At 65.1% G+C, this 18,959-nt stretch carries 20 protein-coding genes; 13 read left to right on the top strand and 7 right to left on the bottom strand.

Annotation, left to right across the window (positions count from 1 at the left end; genetic code table 11):
* A partial coding sequence (locus DIE16_RS35425; protein ID WP_148095405.1) for an acetyl-coenzyme A synthetase N-terminal domain-containing protein occupies positions 1-432 on the bottom strand: 432 nt, incomplete at its 3' end.
* Positions 433-761: 329 nt separating this feature from the next.
* Here DIE16_RS35425 and DIE16_RS35415 point away from each other — a divergent pair.
* From DIE16_RS35415 to DIE16_RS35375, 9 genes are all read left to right on the top strand, one after another.
* On the top strand, positions 762-1,679 hold the full coding sequence (locus tag DIE16_RS35415) for a DMT family transporter (RefSeq protein WP_124894369.1): 918 nt from the start codon (positions 762-764) through the stop codon (positions 1,677-1,679).
* Positions 1,680-1,792: 113 nt separating this feature from the next.
* Positions 1,793-2,398 (top strand): TIGR00645 family protein, encoded by a 606-nt coding sequence (locus DIE16_RS35410; RefSeq protein ID WP_124489791.1) that lies wholly within the window; start codon positions 1,793-1,795, stop codon positions 2,396-2,398.
* Positions 2,399-2,432: 34 nt separating this feature from the next.
* On the top strand, positions 2,433-3,956 hold the full coding sequence (locus tag DIE16_RS35405) for a fumarate hydratase (protein WP_006478316.1): 1,524 nt from the start codon (positions 2,433-2,435) through the stop codon (positions 3,954-3,956).
* 193 nt (positions 3,957-4,149) lie between these two features.
* Complete coding sequence (gene bfr, locus DIE16_RS35400; protein WP_006482753.1) at positions 4,150-4,626, top strand: bacterioferritin; 477 nt, start codon at positions 4,150-4,152, stop codon at positions 4,624-4,626.
* Between the two features lie 39 nt (positions 4,627-4,665).
* Positions 4,666-5,502 (top strand): glutamate racemase, encoded by an 837-nt coding sequence (murI, locus tag DIE16_RS35395; RefSeq protein ID WP_260434514.1) that lies wholly within the window; start codon positions 4,666-4,668, stop codon positions 5,500-5,502.
* 160 nt (positions 5,503-5,662) lie between these two features.
* Positions 5,663-5,899 carry a bacterioferritin-associated ferredoxin gene (locus tag DIE16_RS35390; RefSeq protein WP_011885486.1) on the top strand — a complete coding sequence of 79 codons (237 nt, stop codon included), beginning with the start codon at positions 5,663-5,665 and terminating at the stop codon, positions 5,897-5,899.
* A 217-nt stretch (positions 5,900-6,116) separates the two neighbouring features.
* A complete protein-coding gene (locus DIE16_RS35385) occupies positions 6,117-6,845 on the top strand; it encodes an energy transducer TonB (protein ID WP_124894367.1) in 729 nt (242 codons plus the stop codon).
* A 34-nt stretch (positions 6,846-6,879) separates the two neighbouring features.
* The gene (locus tag DIE16_RS35380; protein ID WP_044848999.1) at positions 6,880-7,611 is read left to right on the top strand and encodes a MotA/TolQ/ExbB proton channel family protein; all 732 of its coding nucleotides are present in this window, start codon (positions 6,880-6,882) and stop codon (positions 7,609-7,611) included.
* Positions 7,612-7,624: 13 nt separating this feature from the next.
* Positions 7,625-8,053: a biopolymer transporter ExbD gene (locus tag DIE16_RS35375; RefSeq protein ID WP_044848998.1), complete on the top strand. Its 429-nt coding sequence runs from the start codon at positions 7,625-7,627 to the stop codon at positions 8,051-8,053.
* Positions 8,054-8,479: 426 nt separating this feature from the next.
* Here DIE16_RS35375 and DIE16_RS35365 read toward each other — a convergent pair whose 3' ends face one another.
* A complete protein-coding gene (locus DIE16_RS35365; protein ID WP_124489788.1) occupies positions 8,480-9,457 on the bottom strand; it encodes a LysR family transcriptional regulator in 978 nt (325 codons plus the stop codon).
* 122 nt (positions 9,458-9,579) lie between these two features.
* Here DIE16_RS35365 and DIE16_RS35360 point away from each other — a divergent pair, with 122 nt between their 5' ends.
* From DIE16_RS35360 to hemP, 3 genes are all read left to right on the top strand, one after another.
* Positions 9,580-10,452, top strand: a complete 873-nt coding sequence (locus DIE16_RS35360; protein WP_124524014.1) for a pirin family protein — start codon at positions 9,580-9,582, stop codon at positions 10,450-10,452.
* A 100-nt stretch (positions 10,453-10,552) separates the two neighbouring features.
* Positions 10,553-11,035: an SRPBCC family protein gene (locus DIE16_RS35355; protein WP_044849005.1), complete on the top strand. Its 483-nt coding sequence runs from the start codon at positions 10,553-10,555 to the stop codon at positions 11,033-11,035.
* 138 nt (positions 11,036-11,173) lie between these two features.
* Positions 11,174-11,422, top strand: a complete 249-nt coding sequence (gene hemP / locus DIE16_RS35350; protein ID WP_124894366.1) for a hemin uptake protein HemP — start codon at positions 11,174-11,176, stop codon at positions 11,420-11,422.
* A gap of 323 nt (positions 11,423-11,745) precedes the next feature.
* On the opposite strand, the gene DIE16_RS35340 is transcribed toward hemP, so the two are convergent.
* From DIE16_RS35340 to uvrB, 5 genes are all read right to left on the bottom strand, one after another.
* The gene (locus DIE16_RS35340; protein WP_124894364.1) at positions 11,746-13,143 is read right to left on the bottom strand and encodes a 4Fe-4S binding protein; all 1,398 of its coding nucleotides are present in this window, start codon (positions 13,141-13,143) and stop codon (positions 11,746-11,748) included.
* Positions 13,140-13,982, bottom strand: a complete 843-nt coding sequence (locus DIE16_RS35335) for an FTR1 family protein (RefSeq protein ID WP_124894363.1) — start codon at positions 13,980-13,982, stop codon at positions 13,140-13,142. The genes DIE16_RS35340 and DIE16_RS35335 overlap by 4 nt, the downstream gene beginning before the upstream one ends.
* Before the next feature lie 58 nt (positions 13,983-14,040).
* Entirely contained in the window at positions 14,041-14,373 is a 333-nt protein-coding gene (locus DIE16_RS35330) for a cupredoxin domain-containing protein (RefSeq protein WP_006760846.1), read from the bottom strand.
* A gap of 55 nt (positions 14,374-14,428) precedes the next feature.
* Positions 14,429-14,980, bottom strand: a complete 552-nt coding sequence (locus tag DIE16_RS35325; RefSeq protein WP_044848991.1) for an iron transporter — start codon at positions 14,978-14,980, stop codon at positions 14,429-14,431.
* Between the two features lie 219 nt (positions 14,981-15,199).
* Entirely contained in the window at positions 15,200-17,290 is a 2,091-nt protein-coding gene (gene uvrB, locus DIE16_RS35320) for an excinuclease ABC subunit UvrB (RefSeq protein ID WP_044848990.1), read from the bottom strand.
* 250 nt (positions 17,291-17,540) lie between these two features.
* On the opposite strand from uvrB, the gene DIE16_RS35310 reads away from it, so the two are divergent.
* Complete coding sequence (locus tag DIE16_RS35310; RefSeq protein WP_124894362.1) at positions 17,541-18,740, top strand: amino acid aminotransferase; 1,200 nt, start codon at positions 17,541-17,543, stop codon at positions 18,738-18,740.
* The last annotated feature ends 219 nt before the right edge of the window (positions 18,741-18,959 follow it).

Below are 18,959 nucleotides of genomic sequence, written 5' to 3'. Positions count from 1 at the left end.
ATAGATGATGACGCGATCGCCCTTGCCGATCCCGCGTTTCTTCAGCGCGTTCGCGAAGCGCGACACGCGTGCCAGCAACTCGGCATAGGTGACGCGCGTGACGGTGCCGTCGTCGGCCTCGAAGATCACCGCGACACGCTCGCCGTTGCCGGCTTCGACGTGGCGGTCGAGGCAGTTGTACGACGCGTTGAGTTCGCCGTCGTCGAACCATTTGTAGAACGGCGCGTCGCTCTCGTCGAGCACTTTCGTGAACGGCTTGTGCCAGCTGAGGCCTTCGCGCGCGAGACGCGCCCAGAAGCCTTCGTAATCCTGCTCGGCCTCGGCGGCCAGTGCGCGGTAGGCCGGCATGCCGGAGATGTTGGCCGCCTTCTCGAGCGCCGCGGGCGGCGCAAACTGACGGGTTTCGTGAAGAACCGATTCAATCGCAGACATCGACAACCCCTTGGTGAATATGAATCCTCTGCATGGCGGCGCGATCATGCGCGCCGCGCTTCTTTGGCCGGCGCATGTGCGCCGCTGTCTCCCACCCACCCGCACGCGGCCCGGAGGCTGCGCACGATGCTGCGCCGCACCACGTCATGCGACGATGGACGTACGGCCCGGCGATATCCACGATAAGCGCTCGAACTTACCCGTCACTTACGCGGCATGACCGTTTCGCACGCCAGCGCCGCCTTGCGGTCGGCTGCATGACAGCCGGCTTTACGCTGTTACAAACGCGACCCTACAATCCTAACTGAACTCGCCCCCCGGACTCCAGCTTGAATCGCTACGCCCTCTTCCTGATCCTGTCGATGCTGTTCGTCGGCAGCAACGTCGGTATCGGTAAATCCATCGTCGTCTTCGTCCCGGTCGCCATCCTCGCCACGCTGCGCTTCGTGATCGCGATCGCCGTGCTGTGGCCGCTGTTCAGCCCGGTGAAGATGCGCGCGGTCCGGCGTGCGGAATGGCTGAACCTGTTCCTGCAGGCATTCTTCGGCACCTTCATGTTTACGCTGCTGATGCTCAACGGCGTGCAGCGCACGAGCGCGGTCGCGGCCGGCGTGATCACGAGCACGATCCCCGCCATCGTCGCGCTGTTCGCGTGGCTGATCCTGCGGGAAAAACCGAACGGCCGTGCGCTCGTGTCGATCGCGCTCGCGATCACCGGCGTCGTGACGATCAACCTCGCCAACGGCAGCGCAGGCAGCACGTCCGCGCACGGCGCCGGCGGCACGTCGTCCGGCTCGCTGACCGGCAACCTGCTGATCCTCGGTGCCGTGTGCTGCGAATCGATCTACGTGATCCTGTCGCGCCGGCTCACGCAGACGCTCGCGCCGATCGACATCTGCGCGTACACGCACCTGTTCGGCCTGTGCCTGATGCTGCCGCTCGGCGCGACGGCGCTGTGGCATTTCGATTACGCGAGCGTGCCGGCCGGTACGTGGGCACTCGTCGTCTGGTACGGGCTGTCGGCCAGCATCTTCTCGTTCTGGCTGTGGATGAAGGGCATCCGGCACGTGCCGGGCAGTCTCGCCGGCGTGTTCAGCGCGGTGCTGCCGGTCGCCGCCGCCGCGTACGGCATCGCTTTCCTCGGCGAACGCCCGACGCTCGCGCACGGCATCGCGCTCGCCTGCGTCGTGACCGGCATCGTGCTCGCGAGCCTGCGCGTGAAGCGCGTGCCGGCTGCCGCGTCCTGATCCGTCCCCGGCAGCGCCGGCGCGTCGCTGCAGCCGCGCCGGCCGACGCGTTACAATAGCGCGCCTTTTCAAGATTACCCCCGATACCTGCGCACAGCGCCCGTACCACCATCATGTCTGCCCCGCATTCGCCCGGCTCCACCCGTCGTCCCCTGCGCCCGCTGCCCGCGCTGATCTTCATGAGCCGCTGGCTCCAGGTTCCGCTTTATCTGGGCCTGATCGTCGCGCAGGCCGTCTATGTATTCCTGTTCCTGAAGGAAGTCTGGCACCTGCTGTCGCACGCGAGCTCCCTCGACGAGATCAGCGTGATGCTCGCGGTGCTCGGCCTGATCGACGTCGTGATGATCTCGAACCTGCTGATCATGGTGATCGTCGGCGGCTACGAGACGTTCGTGTCGCGCCTCGGCATCGAGGGCCATCCCGACGAGCCCGAGTGGCTCGACCACGTGAACGCGGGCGTGCTGAAGGTCAAGCTGTCGATGGCGCTGATCAGCATTTCGTCGATCCACCTGCTGAAGACCTTCATCAACCCGGATCAGCACACGACGCACGCGATCATGTGGCAGGTGCTCATCCACGTGTCGTTCCTCGTGTCGGCGCTCGTGATGGCGTGGGTCGACCGCCTGACGACCCACACGCACCCGGCCCATTTCCACGAGACGCATGCGCCGACGCCGGCCGTGTCCCGCAAATCGGTCGAACCTGCCGTCCACGCATAAACGTATTCCCCACAGTCCCCACAGAGTCTCAGCCATGACCGTCATCAAACAGGAAGACCTGATCCAGAGCATCGCGGATTCGCTGCAGTACATCAGCTACTACCACCCGCTCGACTACATCCAGGCCCTCGGCCGCGCGTACGAGCTGGAAGAGAGCCCGGCCGCGAAGGACGCGATCGCGCAGATCCTCACGAACAGCCGCATGTGCGCGGAGGGCAAGCGCCCGATCTGCCAGGACACCGGCATCGTCACGATCTTCGTGAAGGTCGGCATGGACGTGCGCTGGGACGGCGCGACGATGGGCCTCACCGACATGATCAACGAAGGCGTGCGCCGCGGTTACACGCACCCGGACAACGTGCTGCGCGCGTCGATCGTCAATCCGCCGGAAGGCGCCCGCAAGAACACGAAGGACAACACGCCGGCCGTGATCCACTACGAGATCGTGCCGGGCGACAAGGTCGACGTGCAGGTCGCGGCGAAGGGCGGCGGCTCGGAGAACAAGTCGAAGTTCGTGATGCTGAACCCGTCCGATTCGATCGTCGACTGGGTGCTGAAGACGGTCCCGACGATGGGCGCGGGCTGGTGTCCGCCGGGCATGCTCGGGATCGGCATCGGCGGCACCGCCGAGAAGGCGATGCTGATGGCGAAGGAATCGCTGATGGAGCCGATCGACATCCAGGAAATCATCGCGCGCGGCCCGAAGGACTGGGTCGAGGAGCTGCGCGTCGAACTGCACGAGAAGGTCAACGCGCTCGGCATCGGCGCGCAGGGCCTCGGCGGCCTCGCGACCGTGCTGGACGTGAAGATCATGGCTGCTCCGACGCACGCGGCGTCGAAGCCGGTCGCGCTGATCCCGAACTGCGCGGCCACGCGTCACGCGCACTTCGTGCTCGACGGCTCGGGCCCCGCGAAGCTCGAGGCGCCGTCGCTCGACGCCTGGCCGAAGGTCCAGTGGGAACCGAACACGGAAACCAGCAAGCGCGTCGACCTGAACACGCTGACGCCGGAAGAAGTCGCGAGCTGGACGCCGGGCCAGACGCTGCTGCTGTCGGGCAAGATGCTCACGGGCCGCGACGCCGCGCACAAGCGCATCGCCGACATGCTGGCGAAGGGCGAGAAGCTGCCGGTCGACTTCACGAACCGCGTGATCTACTACGTCGGTCCGGTCGATCCGGTGCGTGACGAAGTAGTCGGCCCGGCAGGTCCGACGACGGCCACGCGGATGGACAAGTTCACCGAGACGATGCTCGCCCAGACGGGCCTGATCTCGATGGTCGGCAAGGCCGAACGCGGCCCGGTCGCGATCGACGCGATCAAGAAGCACAAGGCGGCCTACCTGATGGCGGTCGGCGGTGCCGCTTACCTCGTGTCGAAGGCGATCCGCGGCGCGAAGGTGCTCGCGTTCGAAGACCTCGGCATGGAAGCGATCTACGAATTCGACGTGCAGGACATGCCGGTGACGGTGGCCGTCGACTCGTCGGGCACGTCGGTGCACCAGACCGGTCCGAAGGAGTGGCAGGCGAAGATCGGCAAGATCCCGGTCGCAACCGCTTAAGCGCACTCGCACGAAAGGCCGGACGACGATCCGGCCTTTTTACTTCTCATTCTCATGATTGTGCGCGGCCGGTGCTTCGACGCTGATTGTCATTCCCGGCAAAAGGCAGGCCCGACAAGGCTCCGAGGCTTGGCATTTCCCGTTCGAGCGATTATCGTTCGGTTTCTGAAGCCCCATTGAACAAGGAACAGCCATGCAAGGCGACAAGAAAGTCATCGAATACCTGAACGCCCAACTGAAGAACGAACTCACGGCGATCAACCAGTACTTCCTGCATGCGCGCATGTACAAGCACTGGGGCCTCGACAAGCTCGGCAAGCACGAATACGACGAATCGATCGGCGAAATGAAGCACGCCGACTGGCTGATCGAGCGCGTGTTCATGCTCGACGGCCTGCCGAACCTGCAGGATCTGCACAAGCTGCTGGTCGGCGAGGAAACCGAAGAGATCCTGAAGTGCGACCTGAAGCTCGAGCAGATCTCGCAGTCGACGTGCAAGGAAGCGATCGCTTACTGCGAATCGGTGCGTGACTACGTGTCGCGCGAGATCTTCGAAAAGATCCTCGACGACACCGAAGAGCACATCGACTGGCTGGAAACGCAGATCGACCTGATCGGCAAGGTCGGCCTGCAGAACTACCAGCAGACGATGATGGGTTCGCCCGAGTAATCCTCCCCCCTCGATCGCCACCTTGCCTTCAGCATGACGATGACGAACCACCGCGCCGCCCCCGTCGGCATCTTCGATTCCGGGCTCGGCGGCCTGTCGGTGCTGCGCGCCGTGCGCGCGCACCTGCCCGGCGAGTCGTTCGTCTACGTCGCCGATTCGCACCATGCACCGTACGGTCCGCGCGACGAGGCGTTCATTACGGAGCGTACGCTGGCCATCGGCGAGTGGCTCGCCCGCGAAGGGGCGAAAGCGCTCGTGATCGCGTGCAACACGGCAACGGCGCGGGCGATCGCGGCCATCCGCGAACGCCTGGCGATACCGCTCGTCGGTGTCGAGCCGGGCATCAAACCGGCCGCGGCACTCTCGTCGACCGGCGTCGCGGGCGTGCTCGCCACGCAATCGACGCTGAACAGCCCGCGCTTCCAGGCGCTGCTCGACCGTTACGGCGCGGGCCGCCGCTTCATCTGCCAGCCCGGCCACGGGCTCGTCGAAGCGATCGAACGCGGCGACACGAACTCGCCCGCGTTGCGTGCGTTGCTCGAGCGTTACCTGCAGCCGATGCTCGACGACGGCGCCGATACGCTGGTGCTCGGCTGCACGCACTACCCGTTCTTCACGGAAACGATTCGTGACCTTGTCGGCGACCGCCTGACGATCGTCGACACGAGCGATGCCATCGCCCGCCAGCTCACGCGCGTGCTCGACGAACGCGGCCTGCGCGCGCCGGCCGGCACGCATGCCGCGCCGCCGCGCTTCTGCTCGACGAGCGACGGCCTGCAACTGCGCGCACTCGCGTCGTCGCTGCTCGGCCTCGACGTGCCGGTCGAATCCGTCACCATTTCCTCGCCGAACGCGCGCGCCTGCGCGACCGTCTGAAGTGGGCCGGCACGCCGCCGGTTCACCCTCTCCCGCCGGCCGCTGCGCCGCCCTCCATTTCAAGGGTCCGATGACCTTAAAAAAAGCCGAACCCAGGCTTGTCAACGCCCGCAAATTTAATGATAATAATTCGCATTAACGTTAGCTATCGCAACTCATCATGATCGTCTGCGTGTGCAAGTCTGTTTCCGATCGCAAGATTCGCGCGTCCCTCGCCGAGGGCGTGAGTTCCTTCGATGAACTCCAGTTCGAGCTCGGCGTGGCCACGTGCTGCGGCAAGTGCGAGGAGTCCGTACGCGACCTCATGGCCGAGCAAGGCGTCTGCGCGAGCCGGTGCGGCGTCGAGCACCACGCTCACCCGATTCCGGTCACGTTCTACGACCGCAAGGCCGCCTGAGCGGCGCCGAGCGTACGCACGCGGCTGCGGCCGCATTTGATGTCCGACCGTCAGCAAGCCATCTTCCGCGCGAGCCAGCGGCTTACCTGCCAAGGAGCCTGTCATGGAATTGCTGATCGGATTTGTGACCACCGTGTGCATCTCGCTGCTGATCTTCCGCAAGTAACACCGATTCACCCGCCGCGCCCCGGGTGCGACGTCGTCCTTTCAAGCTAACATGCAGGCTTCGCAATCCGCTCCTGCCGGCGTCCTGCCGGCTGCCCCACGTATGAATCCCCGGGTCATCACCGTCGCGGTCGGTGTGCTTGCCGCACACGCGATCATGCTGGCGGCCGCCTGGCTCCATCGCAACGCGCCGCCGCCGAAAGAGATCGAGGTCCAGTCGATCACCGCGCAACTCATCCCGCCTGTGCCTGCCGCTCAGCCGGTCGCGGTCCAATCGGCCGCGCAGCCCGCACCGCCGAAGCCCGTGCCGCGCGAGAAGCCCAAGGTCGAGCCGAAGCCCGTGCAGAAGGCGGTCAAGCCGACGCCTCAGCCGGTCGCGCAATCCCCGTCGCCGACGCCCGCGCCGGCGGCTGCCGATCCGACACCCGCTCCCGCCGCGCCTGCCCCTGCCGCGCCGGCCGCCGCACCCGGCCCGGCTCGCGAGACGATGCAGGTCAGCGCGCCGAAGAACGTATCGGCACTCAGCTGCAATTTCGTGAAGCCCACCTATCCGTCGATGTCGCGCCGCCGCGGCGAAACGGGCACGGCTTATGTTCACTTCATCATCGGCGTGACGGGCAAGATCGAAAGCGTCCAGCTGCAAAAGAGCAGCGGCTACCCGCGTCTCGACGAAGCCGCGCTCGATGCGACGCGCGCCAGCACCTGTCCGCCGTACATCGAGAATGGGCAAGCGATTCGCGCCGCCCATACGCTGCCCTTCAACTTCACGCTCGACGATTAACCCGCCTCATTCGGAAGATTCAAAGGAAACAAAAATGCAAAGCTACGGTATCGCGCACGTCTGGGCGCAAGGTGATTTCGTCACGCGCGCCATTGCGATCACGCTGCTCGTGATGTCGGTCCTGTCGTGGATCGTGATCATCGTCAAGGGCTGGAACGTGGTTCGCCTGAACCGTCTCACGAAGAATGCCGAGCAGGCGTTCTGGCATTCCGACGATTTCGACGACGGCATCAAGAAGCTCGGCCTCGCCGCATCGACGCCGAGCGACAACCCGTTCCTCGCGCTCGCGCTGTCGGGCAAGGAAGCCGCCGATCACCACCATCAGACGCAACCGCACCTGCACGACCGCATGGACGTGTCGGACTGGGTCACGCGCTGCCTGAAGGACACGATGGACGAAGGCATCTCGCGCATGCAGGCCGGTCTCGCGATTCTCGCGTCGATCGGCAGCACGGCGCCGTTCGTCGGCCTGTTCGGCACGGTCTGGGGCATCTACCACGCGCTGCTGGCGATCGGCGCAACCGGCCAGACGTCGATCGACCAGGTCGCGGGTCCGGTCGGCGAATCGCTGATCATGACGGCCTTCGGCCTGTTCGTCGCGATTCCCGCGGTGCTCGGCTACAACGCACTGACCCGCGCGAACAAGGGTGTCGTCAGCAAGCTGCGCCGCTTCGCGCACGGTCTGCACGCGTACTTCGTGACGGGTGCGCGCCTCGCATCGTCGTCGCCCCGCGACGGCCTGCGCCTTGCTTCACGCGCCAGCTGAGACGGGGTGAACCATGGCAATGAACACCGGCTTCAGCGATGACGACGACGATGGCGTGATGAGCGAGATCAACATGACGCCGCTCGTCGACGTCATGCTCGTACTCCTGATCATTTTCCTCGTGACGATCCCGGCGATGCAGCATGCGGTGAAGATCGACCTGCCGCACGCGAGCAGCCAGCCCGTCGACGAAAAGCCGCAGACAGTCGACGTCGCGATCCAGGGCAACGGTACGATCCTGTGGAACGAACAGACGGTCACGCGCGAGCAACTGCAGGCGCACATCGCGGAAGCGGCACAGCATCAGCCGCAACCGGAGTTGCACCTGCGTGCCGATCGCAAGGTTGCCTATGAACGTGTGGCCGAAGTGATGTCCGATGCGCAGGCCGGCGGCCTGACGAAGCTCGGCTTCGTGACGGAGCCGACTGCGAAGGCGAAGTAACGCACGCGCATTTCGCTACGCGACGGTCGGTCGCTTGGCCGGCCGCGCCTCGCCGGCCACACCTAGCCGGCCGCACCTAGCCGGCCGCGCCTAGCCGGCCGCACACAAAGTAAAAGGCCTTCATCGCCAGATGAAGGCCTTTTTTCATGCGCACGCGGGCGCCTTCGGGCGGCGGGCTCTTCGGCGGTATCGGTTGCGCCTCGAGCAACGCAAATGCGGCTACCGTGGTCTGCACGGACTGCGCGTTCTGCCCTATCTGGCTCGCAATATATGCGGCCACCTGATTCCGCTCAGAACTTCCTTCGCGAAATGGGATTTCAATATAGGCCTGCCCGCGGATGCATTCAAGGTCCCGGCGATTGAAACTTGCGATTGCAGGCGGCGCTTCAATGACAAAACAAATTTGCCACGACGCGCATCTTGCATTCAGGTGGCCGAAGCATCGGCCGCCGCCGCATCCTTCTTCGCGCGCTCGGGGCAGCCCGGCTGCTTGTATTCGCCGTGGTCGAGCTTCTCGACCAGATAGTCGACGAACGCGCGCACCGCGGGCGGCATCCCCTGCCGCGACACGAACACCGCGTAGAGCTGCGGCACCGGCAGCGTCCAGCCCGGCATCACCGGCGACAACTGCCCCGCGCGCAATGCATTGCCGTACATCATCTCAGGCAGCGCCGCGATGCCGAGGCCGTCGAGCACGGCCTCGCGGATCGTCATCAGGTCGGCCGTCACGAGCCGCGGATCGTGCTCGTGCAAATGACGCGTGCCATCCGGTGCGATCAGGCTGAACACGTGCCGCCCGTCGACGCTCGGCGTATCGAGCGTCTCGAAATGGGCCAGATCGTCCGGCACGAGCGGCGGCGCATTCTGGTTCAGCAGGCTCGGCGCGCCGACCAGCATCTGCTCGGTCCGCCACAGCGGCCGCACGACGATGTTCGCGTTCTGCGGCGGCTCCGAGCGCACGCGCAACGCGACGTCGATCGAATCCTCGAACAGGTCGATCACGCGGTTGGTCACACGGATGTGCACCTTGACCTCGGGATAGCGGTGCAGGAATTCGGGAAGGATGCGCGACAGCATCGTCTGCGACAGGGTAACGGGGACGCTCACGCGCACCGAGCCGCGCGGCGACGCACGCAGCTGCTGCACGGCGTTCATCGCGGCCTGCGCCTCGGCGAGCATCGCCTGGCAATGCTGGTAGAACAGTTCTCCCGCCTCGGTCAGCGCGAGCTTGCGCGTCGAGCGCTGCAGCAGGCGCACGCCGAGCGCCGCCTCGAGTTCGGTCAGGCGCCGCGACAGGCGCGATTTCGAGATGCCCAGTACGCGTTCCGCCGCCGAGAAACCGCCGTGTTCGACGACCTGCGAAAAGTACATGAGGTCGTTCAGGTTGTGTGCATCGATGTTCATGTCATCGTTCCAATTTCAGAACAATCCATTGCGAACCGCCGCAAATCGGCCTGTAAAACGCCCAATATAATAGCGCTATGTTTCAAAAATGACGCTATTCCGATGTTATCGAGGGCTTTTGCATGACGACCGCTCGCTCGCTTGACCGCACGTACCCCGCGCTTCGCACGACCGAAGGCGGCGGCTTCGTGGTTCACCGTCCGTTCCCGACCCGGCTGCTGATGGATTTCGATCCGTTCCTGCTGCTCGATGAAATGGGCCCCGTCGACTATGCCCCTGGCGAAGCCAAGGGCGCGCCCGACCATCCGCATCGCGGCTTCGAGACCGTCACCTACGTGCTCGACGGGCGTTTTCGTCATCGCGATTCGGCCGGCCATGCCGGCACGCTCGGGCCCGGCGACGTGCAGTGGATGACGGCCGGCGCGGGCGTCGTGCACAGCGAAATGCCGGATCCCGAGTTCGCTCGGGCCGGCGGACGTTCGCACGGCTTCCAGCTGTGGGTCAATCTGCCGCGCCGCGACAAGCTGATCGCACCGCGCTACCAGGAGATCCCGGCCGGCCGCATCCCGAGCGCGACGTCGCCGGACGGCCGCGCGCAGGTACGCGTGATTGCCGGCGAAGCGTTCGGCGTGCGTGCGGCAATCGAGACGCGCACGCCGATCCTCTACCAGCATTTCACGCTGCAACCGGGCGCAACGATCACGCAGCCGGTGCCGGCAGGGTATCGCGTGTTCGCCTACCCGCTCGACGGAGCCGGCCGCTACGGGCCCGACAGGCAGCCGGTCGACGCACGGCACATGGTCGTCTACGGTGACGATGGCGATGCGGTGACGTTCGAGGCCGGCGATACGCCGCTCGACCTGCTGCTGATCGGCGGCGTGCCGCTCAACGAGCCGATCGTCCGCTATGGCCCGTTCGTGATGAATACCGAGGAAGAGATCCGGCAGGCCGTCGTCGACTACCAGACCGGCCGCATGGGTCGCATCGAAGCGTGACGTCCGATCGGGGGGCGCAGGTGCCGCGAAACCGCTCGTTTTGCGTCACAATGACTTCTTGAACCATGTGGCTGCCCGCCACCAGAAGGAACCCGCCCCCGTGAATTTCGAACATCTGATCCAGATCAACTCCGACGATCCGGCCGTGCCTTCCCTGACCCGCGACCAGCTCTGGGAAGGCCTCGTACTGCGCGCCGAACAGCCGCAGCTGTTCGTGATCGGCCTCGACAGCTGTGTCGTCCACGAACGGACGGACACGACGCTCGAACGCGAACTGCACTACGGGCATGCGACCGTGCGCGACCGCGTGACGTTCACCCCGAACCAGCAAGTGCGCTACGACATCCATGCGGCCGGCGGCGAAATCGGCGGCTCGCTGACGATGACGATCGAGGAGCGCGACGACCACGAGCTGTTCCTGCGCTTCGAATACCGCACGACGCTGACCGTCACGGACGACAGCGAGGAAGCGCGCCAGACGCACGGCATCGTCAAGGAAGCGTATCGCACGTCGGACATCGACACGGTGCGCCTGATTCGCGAATACGCCCAGGGGCGCAAGGACCCCGACCCGCTCCACTGACGTCGGCGGCGGCCTGCGGGCCGCCCATTCGACTCAGGCTATCGAATTCGTCATATCGATCGATAAAGAGTTTTTGTAAATGGGAATAGTTATCATTTAGAATTCATTCCATCGTATCGACAGTCACCGATCAACCGAATGACCGACACCACGCGCCCGACCACGCTGAACTTGCGCCGCCCGACCGGCACCGCAAGCGCCAACCGTCAGAAGACGGCGGCGGTCACGACGCCGGCGAAACCCGCCGCTAGTAGCCGCGATGCCGGCACCCGGACCCTCAGCAGCGATGCGCTGCTGCAAGGCCACAGCCACATCAGCATCGCGCATAACGGAGAGACGTATCAGTTGCGTGCCACGCGGCTCGGCAAACTGATCCTGACGAAGTAACGACAGAGTATTGTGGGGACCACCTCCCTGAGAGGTGTTGGGCAGTAGCCAGCGTAACGGCTTGCACGCGAGATCTAGACCCCTTCGTGCAAACACACTCAAGCAGCCGTTGCAGCAAGCCAAGCCACTTTTTTGGTTCTCGCACAAGGCAGAAAAAAAGCGACACGTCGAAGGACGTGTCGCTTTTTCGTTTGGGCGTCCGGATGCAAGGGAAAAAGCATCGCGGTTGTCTGCGCTGCGGCTTCGACGCGTTCCGGAGCCACGCAGCGGGACCACCCTCTCCGGTTGCGCCGGAACCCGGCCGCAAGGCCTTCAATCCCGCATCAGAAACCCCAGAACATCAGCCACCATGCGCTGTCGACCACGGCCAGGCCTGCCGCGAACCACGCGAATGCAGCCAGCCGGCGCGGCCATGCCGCATAGCGCCCCGTCACTTTCCATGCGAGCCAGGCGCTCCACGCGTTCGCGCCGACCAGAATCGCGATGCGCACGTCGGCTGCCCAGCCGAGCGGCACGTGCTCGGCCCGCAGCAGCGACAGCGTCGTCGCCGACAGCCCGAGGAACACGCCGGCACCTGCGATCGGGATCAGCGCCTGCGCGAGATGATGGAGACGCGTGCGATCGAAGCGTCCGAGCATCAGCGTCGCGCCAGCCAGCAGTACGAGCAGCGCGGTGCCGTACACGAGCCCCGTGCCGACGATGTAACTGACGATCAGCCCGCCATCGAGCCACGAGAACACGTCGTTGCGATCCGGATAGTGCGTGAGCAGGAACCACGGTGCATTGGTCTCGAGCGGCCACGTGATGTCGTGATCGATCAGCCAGCCCGCGAGCCATTGCTTGATCTGCACGAACCACGGGCTCACGGTCCAGTGGAACGCACCGATCGCGACGCCGAGCAGGCCGTACAGGATCAGCGCCGTGTCCCACGGGCTCGCCTGCTGCGCGCCGAGGTTCACGACCTCGTCGGACGGCGAGCGCCACGACAGCTCAATTGCGTCACGGTGCCCGCTGCAGCGGCCGCACATGTGGCAGGCGGCGGCGCCCTTCATGTTGCGCAACGGCACGAGCGGCGCGCAATTGATCGGAATCACGCGATGCCCATGCTCGCCGTTCTTGTACGAGCGGCGCCACGCATCCTCGTCGACCTTGTAGCGCATCGGCGCGAGCCGCGCGAGCAGCCCGAACACGCCATTGACCGGGCACAGATACTTGCACCACACGCGCTTCTCGCGGCCGTACAGCACGCCGATCACGATCGCGCCGACGGTCGAGCCGCCGAGCACGAACAGCACCGCGAGCGGGTACTGGTACACGCTCACCATCTGCCCGTAGATCGTCGTGAGCCCGAACGCGACGAACGGCCAGCCGCCCCACCGCATCCAGCGCGGAATCGCGCCGCCGCGGCCGAACCTGCTTGCATATTCGGTCAGCGCGCCTTCCGGGCACAGCACGCCGCACCAGACGCGGCCGAGCATCACCATCGACAGCAGCACGAACGGCCACCAGATGCCCCAGAACACGAACTGCGCGATCAGCGTGAGATTGTTCCAGAGGTGCGCGGAATCGTCCGGCAGCGGCAACACCGCCGGCACGATGATCAGGAATGCGTAGACGCCGACGACGAACCACTGGATGCCGCGGATCACCGCGCCGTGGCGCTGCATCCACTGGCCGGCCTGCGCGAGCCAGCCCGGCTTGGCTGCTGCGACGACACTCATGCCGCGCGGCCTGCAGGAACGGCCGGACGACGGCTCGCGCGCTTCATCAGCAGCCAGACCACCGCCCAGTACACCGCATAGGCGATCAGGTTGGCCAGGGCCGGATGCGCGCGATAGCCGGTCAGCGTCGCGACGAGCGAACCGAACGTGCCGGAATCATCGAGGATCCCCGACGTGTCCCACACCTGCGAAATGCCGAGCGGCAGGATTTCCTTGTCGATCAGCTTGTCGACGCCGGTCTGGAACAGGCCCGCGCCGAGGAACAGCAGCATCACTTCGGTGACACGGAAGAAATGCCGCCACGAGAAGTACTTGCCGCCGAGCTGCAGCAGATAGAACGTGAGGAGCGCGAGGCCGAGGCCGATCACGACCGCGAGCATCTGGCCGCCGTCCACGTGCCCCGACTGGCCGAAACCGAGGCCGTACAGGAAGATCACCGTCTCGCTGCCTTCGCGTGCGATCGCGAGTGCGACCAGCACGGCGACGCCCCACCAGTTCGAATCGCGCGTGCTCTGCTGCAGCGACTGCTCCATGTCGCGCTTCAGCGTGCGGCCGTGCCGGCGCATCCACAGCACCATCTGCACGATCAGCACGCACGCGATCAGCACCATCGCGGTCTGGAAATAGTCCTGCGCGTCGCCGGACAGCACTTCGGTGAAGCCGACGAGCGCGGCGCCGAGACCGACGGCCATCAGCAGGCCGACTGCCACGCCCGTCCAGAGAAAGGGCAGGCCGCGGCGCGCGTCGTCGTCGCCGTTCTTCAGCCATGCATAGAGGATGCCGACGACGAGCAGCGCTTCGACGCTCTCCCGCCAGACGATGAACAAGATCTGACCCATTGAATCCTCCTGACGTGCGGGGCAAGGCACGCGTACGCCCGCACGCAGATAAAACGCATTACTTCGCGACGATCACGCCCTGTGCCTGCTGGTGGAAATCGTCGAAAAACTTGTATTCGCCCGGCGACAGCGGGGCGACGACCACGAACGAATCGGCGCCCGGCGCAAGCACCTTTTCCTTGCGCAGCTGCACGCTCTCGAATTCGGCGGCGCCCTTGCCGGTATTCCGGATCTCGATCTTGAAGCGCTGCCCGGCCGGCACTTCGATACGGGCGGGATTCAGCTTGCCGTCCGTCATCTCGAGCTTGAACGTCGGCAGATCGGCGGCATGCGCCGCGCCGGCGAGCCACAGCGCGGCGGCTGCGGCGACGATTTTCTGGGGAAATTTCATTCTGGGTTCTCTACGCCGACGGCGCGCCGAAGCGCGCCGTCCGTGATGCCACCGATCAGTACCCGCCCTTCTTGCCGATGCCGGCGAACGGGAAGTCGTATTCGAGGGTGATGGGCTTGAACCACGCGCCCACGCCCGTTTCCTTGTCGACGTGACGGCCGAACGCCATGTGGCCCGACTGCATCGGCGGCTTGACGGTCATCGTCAGGTGGTACTTGCCCGGGCCGGCCAGCTTCACGTTGTCGCCGTAGTGCGGGCCGTCGCTCGCGACCATGCCCATCAGGTCGCCTTCGGCCTTCCACTTCGTGTCGCCCTGCTTCGTCAGCTTGTACGTGACCTGCAGGTACGGCATCCAGTCGCCTTCCGCGAAACCCGTCGGGTTGTTCTTGACCGCGTGGATGTCGGCCTCGAGGTGGATGTCCGAATCCGACGCCTTGCGCATCATCCCTTCCGGATCCATCGTGATCGGCTGCAGGTACACCGCGCCGATTTCCATGCCGCCCTGGATCTGCTGCTTGCCGATCGGATATTCGGCTGCCGTTGCCGACATCGCGGCAAGCGCCGCCGCTACCGCAACCGACGTGCGGATGAACGAAGAACCCAACATGGACACTCCTTGTTATTTGTCTGGTGACTTGCGCGCCGCCGGTCAGGTCCGCGCGCTGGAAACACTAACGCAACGAATAACGTTAATGCGAACTATTCTCAATACTTGCGAAGTTTAGCACCGAACCGGCTCCGGAACAAACGAGACACCGCGTAAACCCCTGATCCGACAAGGCTTACAACGGTGTTACCAGAAGGTTTCAGTGACGTTTGGAAAGATTTACCGGCCGCCGTTGACGTGGTCGCCCACGTTCGCGCCGAACACGCGTTCACGCAGCAACGCAAGCTGGTCGCGCGTCGCCGCAGCCTTTTCGAACTCGAGGTTCTTCGCGTAGTCGGCCATCTGCTTTTCGAGACGCTTGATCTCTTTCGAGATCTGCTTTTCCGACATGTCCTCGAACTTCGCGCGTTGCTGCGCTTCCTTCAGCTCGGCGCGCGCTTCGTCGGCGTTGTAGACGCCGTCGATGATGTCCTTGATGCGCTTCACCACGCCGCGCGGCGTGATGCCCATCTTCTCGTTGTGCGCGATCTGCTTCGCGCGGCGCCGCTCGGTCTCGCCGATCGCGCGTTTCATCGACTCGGTCATGTTATCGGCATAGAGGATCGCCTTGCCGTTCACGTTGCGCGCCGCGCGGCCGATCGTCTGGATCAGCGAGCGTTCGGCGCGCAGGAAGCCTTCCTTGTCCGCATCGAGAATCGCGACCAGCGACACTTCCGGGATGTCGAGGCCCTCGCGCAGCAGGTTGATCCCGACCAGCACGTCGAACGTGCCGAGCCGCAGGTCGCGGATGATCTCGACCCGCTCCACCGTGTCGATGTCGCTGTGCAGGTAGCGCACCTTGACGCCGTGGTCGGCCAGGAACTCGGTGAGCTGCTCGGCCATCCGCTTCGTGAGCACGGTGATCAGCACGCGCTCGCCGGCGTTCACGCGCGCGTTGATCTCGGTCAGCACGTCGTCGACCTGCGAGCTTGCCGGGCGCACTTCGATTTCCGGATCGACGAGCCCGGTCGGCCGCACCACCTGCTCGGCCACCTGCCCCGTCACGCGCTGCTCGTAGTCGGCCGGCGTCGCCGACACGAACACCACCTGGCGCATCTTGCGCTCGAACTCGGGGAACTTCAGCGGCCGGTTGTCCAGCGCCGACGGCAACCGGAAACCGTAGTTCACGAGGTTTTCCTTGCGCGCGCGGTCGCCGTTGTACATGCCGTTCAGCTGGCCGATCAGCACGTGCGATTCGTCGAGCAGCATCAGTGCATCGGGCGGCAGGTAGTCGACGAGCGTCGGCGGCGGCTCGCCGGGCGCGGCGCCCGAGAAGTGCCGCGAGTAGTTCTCGATGCCCTTGCAGAAGCCGAGTTCCTGCAGCATCTCGAGGTCGAAACGCGTGCGCTGCTCGAGGCGCTGCGCCTCGACGAGCTTGCCGTCGCGGTGGAAGAACTCGAGGCGCTCGCGCAATTCGTCCTTGATCGTCTCGACCGCCCGCATCACGGTGTCGCGCGGCGTCACGTAGTGCGACGACGGATACACAGTGAAGCGCGGGATCTTCTGCCGCACGCGCCCGGTCAGCGGGTCGAACAGCTGCAGCGTCTCGACCTCGTCGTCGAACAGCTCGACGCGCACGGCCAGCTCCGCATGCTCGGCCGGGAAGATGTCGATCGTGTCGCCGCGCACGCGGAACGTGCCGCGCTGGAAGTCCTGTTCGTTGCGCGAATACTGCATCGCGATCAGCCGCGCGATCACGTCGCGCTGGCCGAGCTTGTCGCCGGTGCGCAGCGTCAGGATCATCTGGTGGTATTCGGACGGATTGCCGATACCGTAGATCGCCGACACCGTCGCGACGATCACCACGTCGCGGCGCTCCATCAGGCTCTTCGTCGCCGACAGCCGCATCTGCTCGATGTGCTCGTTGATCGACGAATCCTTCTCGATGAACAGGTCGCGCTGCGGCACGTACGCTTCCGGCTGGTAATAGTCGTAGTACGACACGAAGTACTCGACCGCGTTGCGCGGGAAGAACTCGCGGAACTCCGCGTAGAGCTGCGCCGCAAGCGTCTTGTTCGGCGCGAACACGATGGCCGGGCGGCCGAGCCGCGCGATCGTGTTGGCCATCGTGAAGGTCTTGCCCGAACCCGTCACGCCTAGCAGCGTCTGGAATGCGAGGCCGTCGCCGACACCTTCGACGAGCGTTTCGATCGCGGTCGGCTGGTCGCCTGCGGGCGGGTATGGCTGGTACAACTGGAACGGCGACCCTTCGAAGGTCACGAATTTCGATTCGTCGAGCGCGTCGCCGACTTCGGCGTGATGTTCGGACATGGAGTGCGGCCGGAGCGAGGGCAAAAAAACTATTCTAGCGCTTCGCGGCGTTGCGGACCGCTGACGGCTCCTGACGCGCGGCAGCGGTCCGAAATCGCAATTCGGCGCGCAATCGCCGCCTCCGGCAGCGTGAATTCGCTACAATGTCAGGCTGCTGCGCTTTCCGGCGCCATGCCCGTTGGCGCGCGGTCCGCTGCGCCCGCCCCGCCGGCTGAAAGCCTGACCCTCTTTTCACTACTGCCGAATCATCATGTCGCTCTTCTCCGCTGTCCAGCTTGCTCCCCGCGACCCGATCCTGGGCCTGAACGAAGCCTTCAACGCCGATACGCGTCCGACCAAGGTCAACCTCGGCGTCGGTGTGTACACGAACGAAGAAGGCAAGATTCCGCTGCTGCGCGCCGTTCGCGAAGCGGAAAAGGCGCGTGTCGACGCCGGCCTGCCGCGCGGCTACCTGCCGATCGACGGGATCGCCGCGTACGACGCAGCGGTGCAGAAGCTGCTGCTCGGCAACGATTCGCCGCTGATCGCCGCAGGCCGTGTGGTCACGGCGCAGGCACTGGGCGGCACGGGCGCACTGAAGATCGGCGCCGATTTCCTGCGCACCGTGAACCCGAGCGCGAAGGTCGCGATCAGCGACCCCAGCTGGGAAAACCACCGCGCGCTATTCGAAGCGGCCGGCTTCGAAGTCGTCGCGTACCCGTACTACGACGCCGCAACCAACGGCGTGAACTTCGAAGGCATGCTGTCTGCGCTGAACAGCTATGCAGCCGGCACGATCGTCGTGCTGCACGCGTGCTGCCACAACCCGACCGGCGTGGACCTGACCGAAGCGCAATGGCAGCAGGTGGTCGACGTCGTCAAGGCACGCAACCTCGTGCCGTTCCTCGACATGGCTTACCAGGGCTTCGGCGAGAACATCGAGGCCGATGCCGCCGCGGTGCGTCTGTTTGCCGCGGCCGACCTGAACGCGTTCGTGTCGTCGTCGTTCTCGAAGTCGTTCTCGCTGTACGGCGAGCGCGTCGGCGCGCTGTCGATCATCACGTCGAGCAAGGAAGAAGCGACGCGCGTGCTGTCGCAACTGAAGCGCGTGATCCGCACGAACTACTCGAACCCGCCGACCCATGGCGGCGCCGTCGTCGCGGCCGTGCTCGCGTCGCCGGAACTGCATGCTGCGTGGGTGCAGGAACTCGGCGAAATGCGCGACCGCATCCGCGCGATGCGCAACGGTCTCGTCGAGCGCCTGAAGGCGAGCGGCGTCGATCGCGACTTCAGCTTCATCAACGCGCAGCGCGGGATGTTCTCGTATTCGGGCCTGACCTCGGCGCAAGTCGATCGCCTGCGCGAAGAGTTCGGCATCTACGCAGTCGGCACCGGCCGGATCTGCGTTGCTGCACTGAACACGCGCAATCTCGACGCGGTCGCCAACGCAGTCGCTGCGGTCCTGAAGTAAGCCTGTGCCAGCGGGTGGCAACCCGCTCTGCCGAAACAAAAAACGCGCTCCCCGGAGCGCGTTTTTTCATGCCGTTCTACTGTCAGCGAATGCTCGCTGCAACACAAGCGGCGCGCAGCGCGGCCGCCCGTGCCGGAGCCCGTTACTGCATGAACCAGCCGTGGCTGACGACGAACGACTGGCCCGTGAGCGCGGCGCTCGGGAACGCCGACAGGAACA

It is taken from the genome of Burkholderia sp. Bp9090, from assembly GCF_003857985.1.
In the GTDB taxonomy this organism is placed as follows: Bacteria; Pseudomonadota; Gammaproteobacteria; order Burkholderiales; family Burkholderiaceae; genus Burkholderia.
This window is presented reverse-complemented; position numbering and strand designations above follow the sequence as displayed.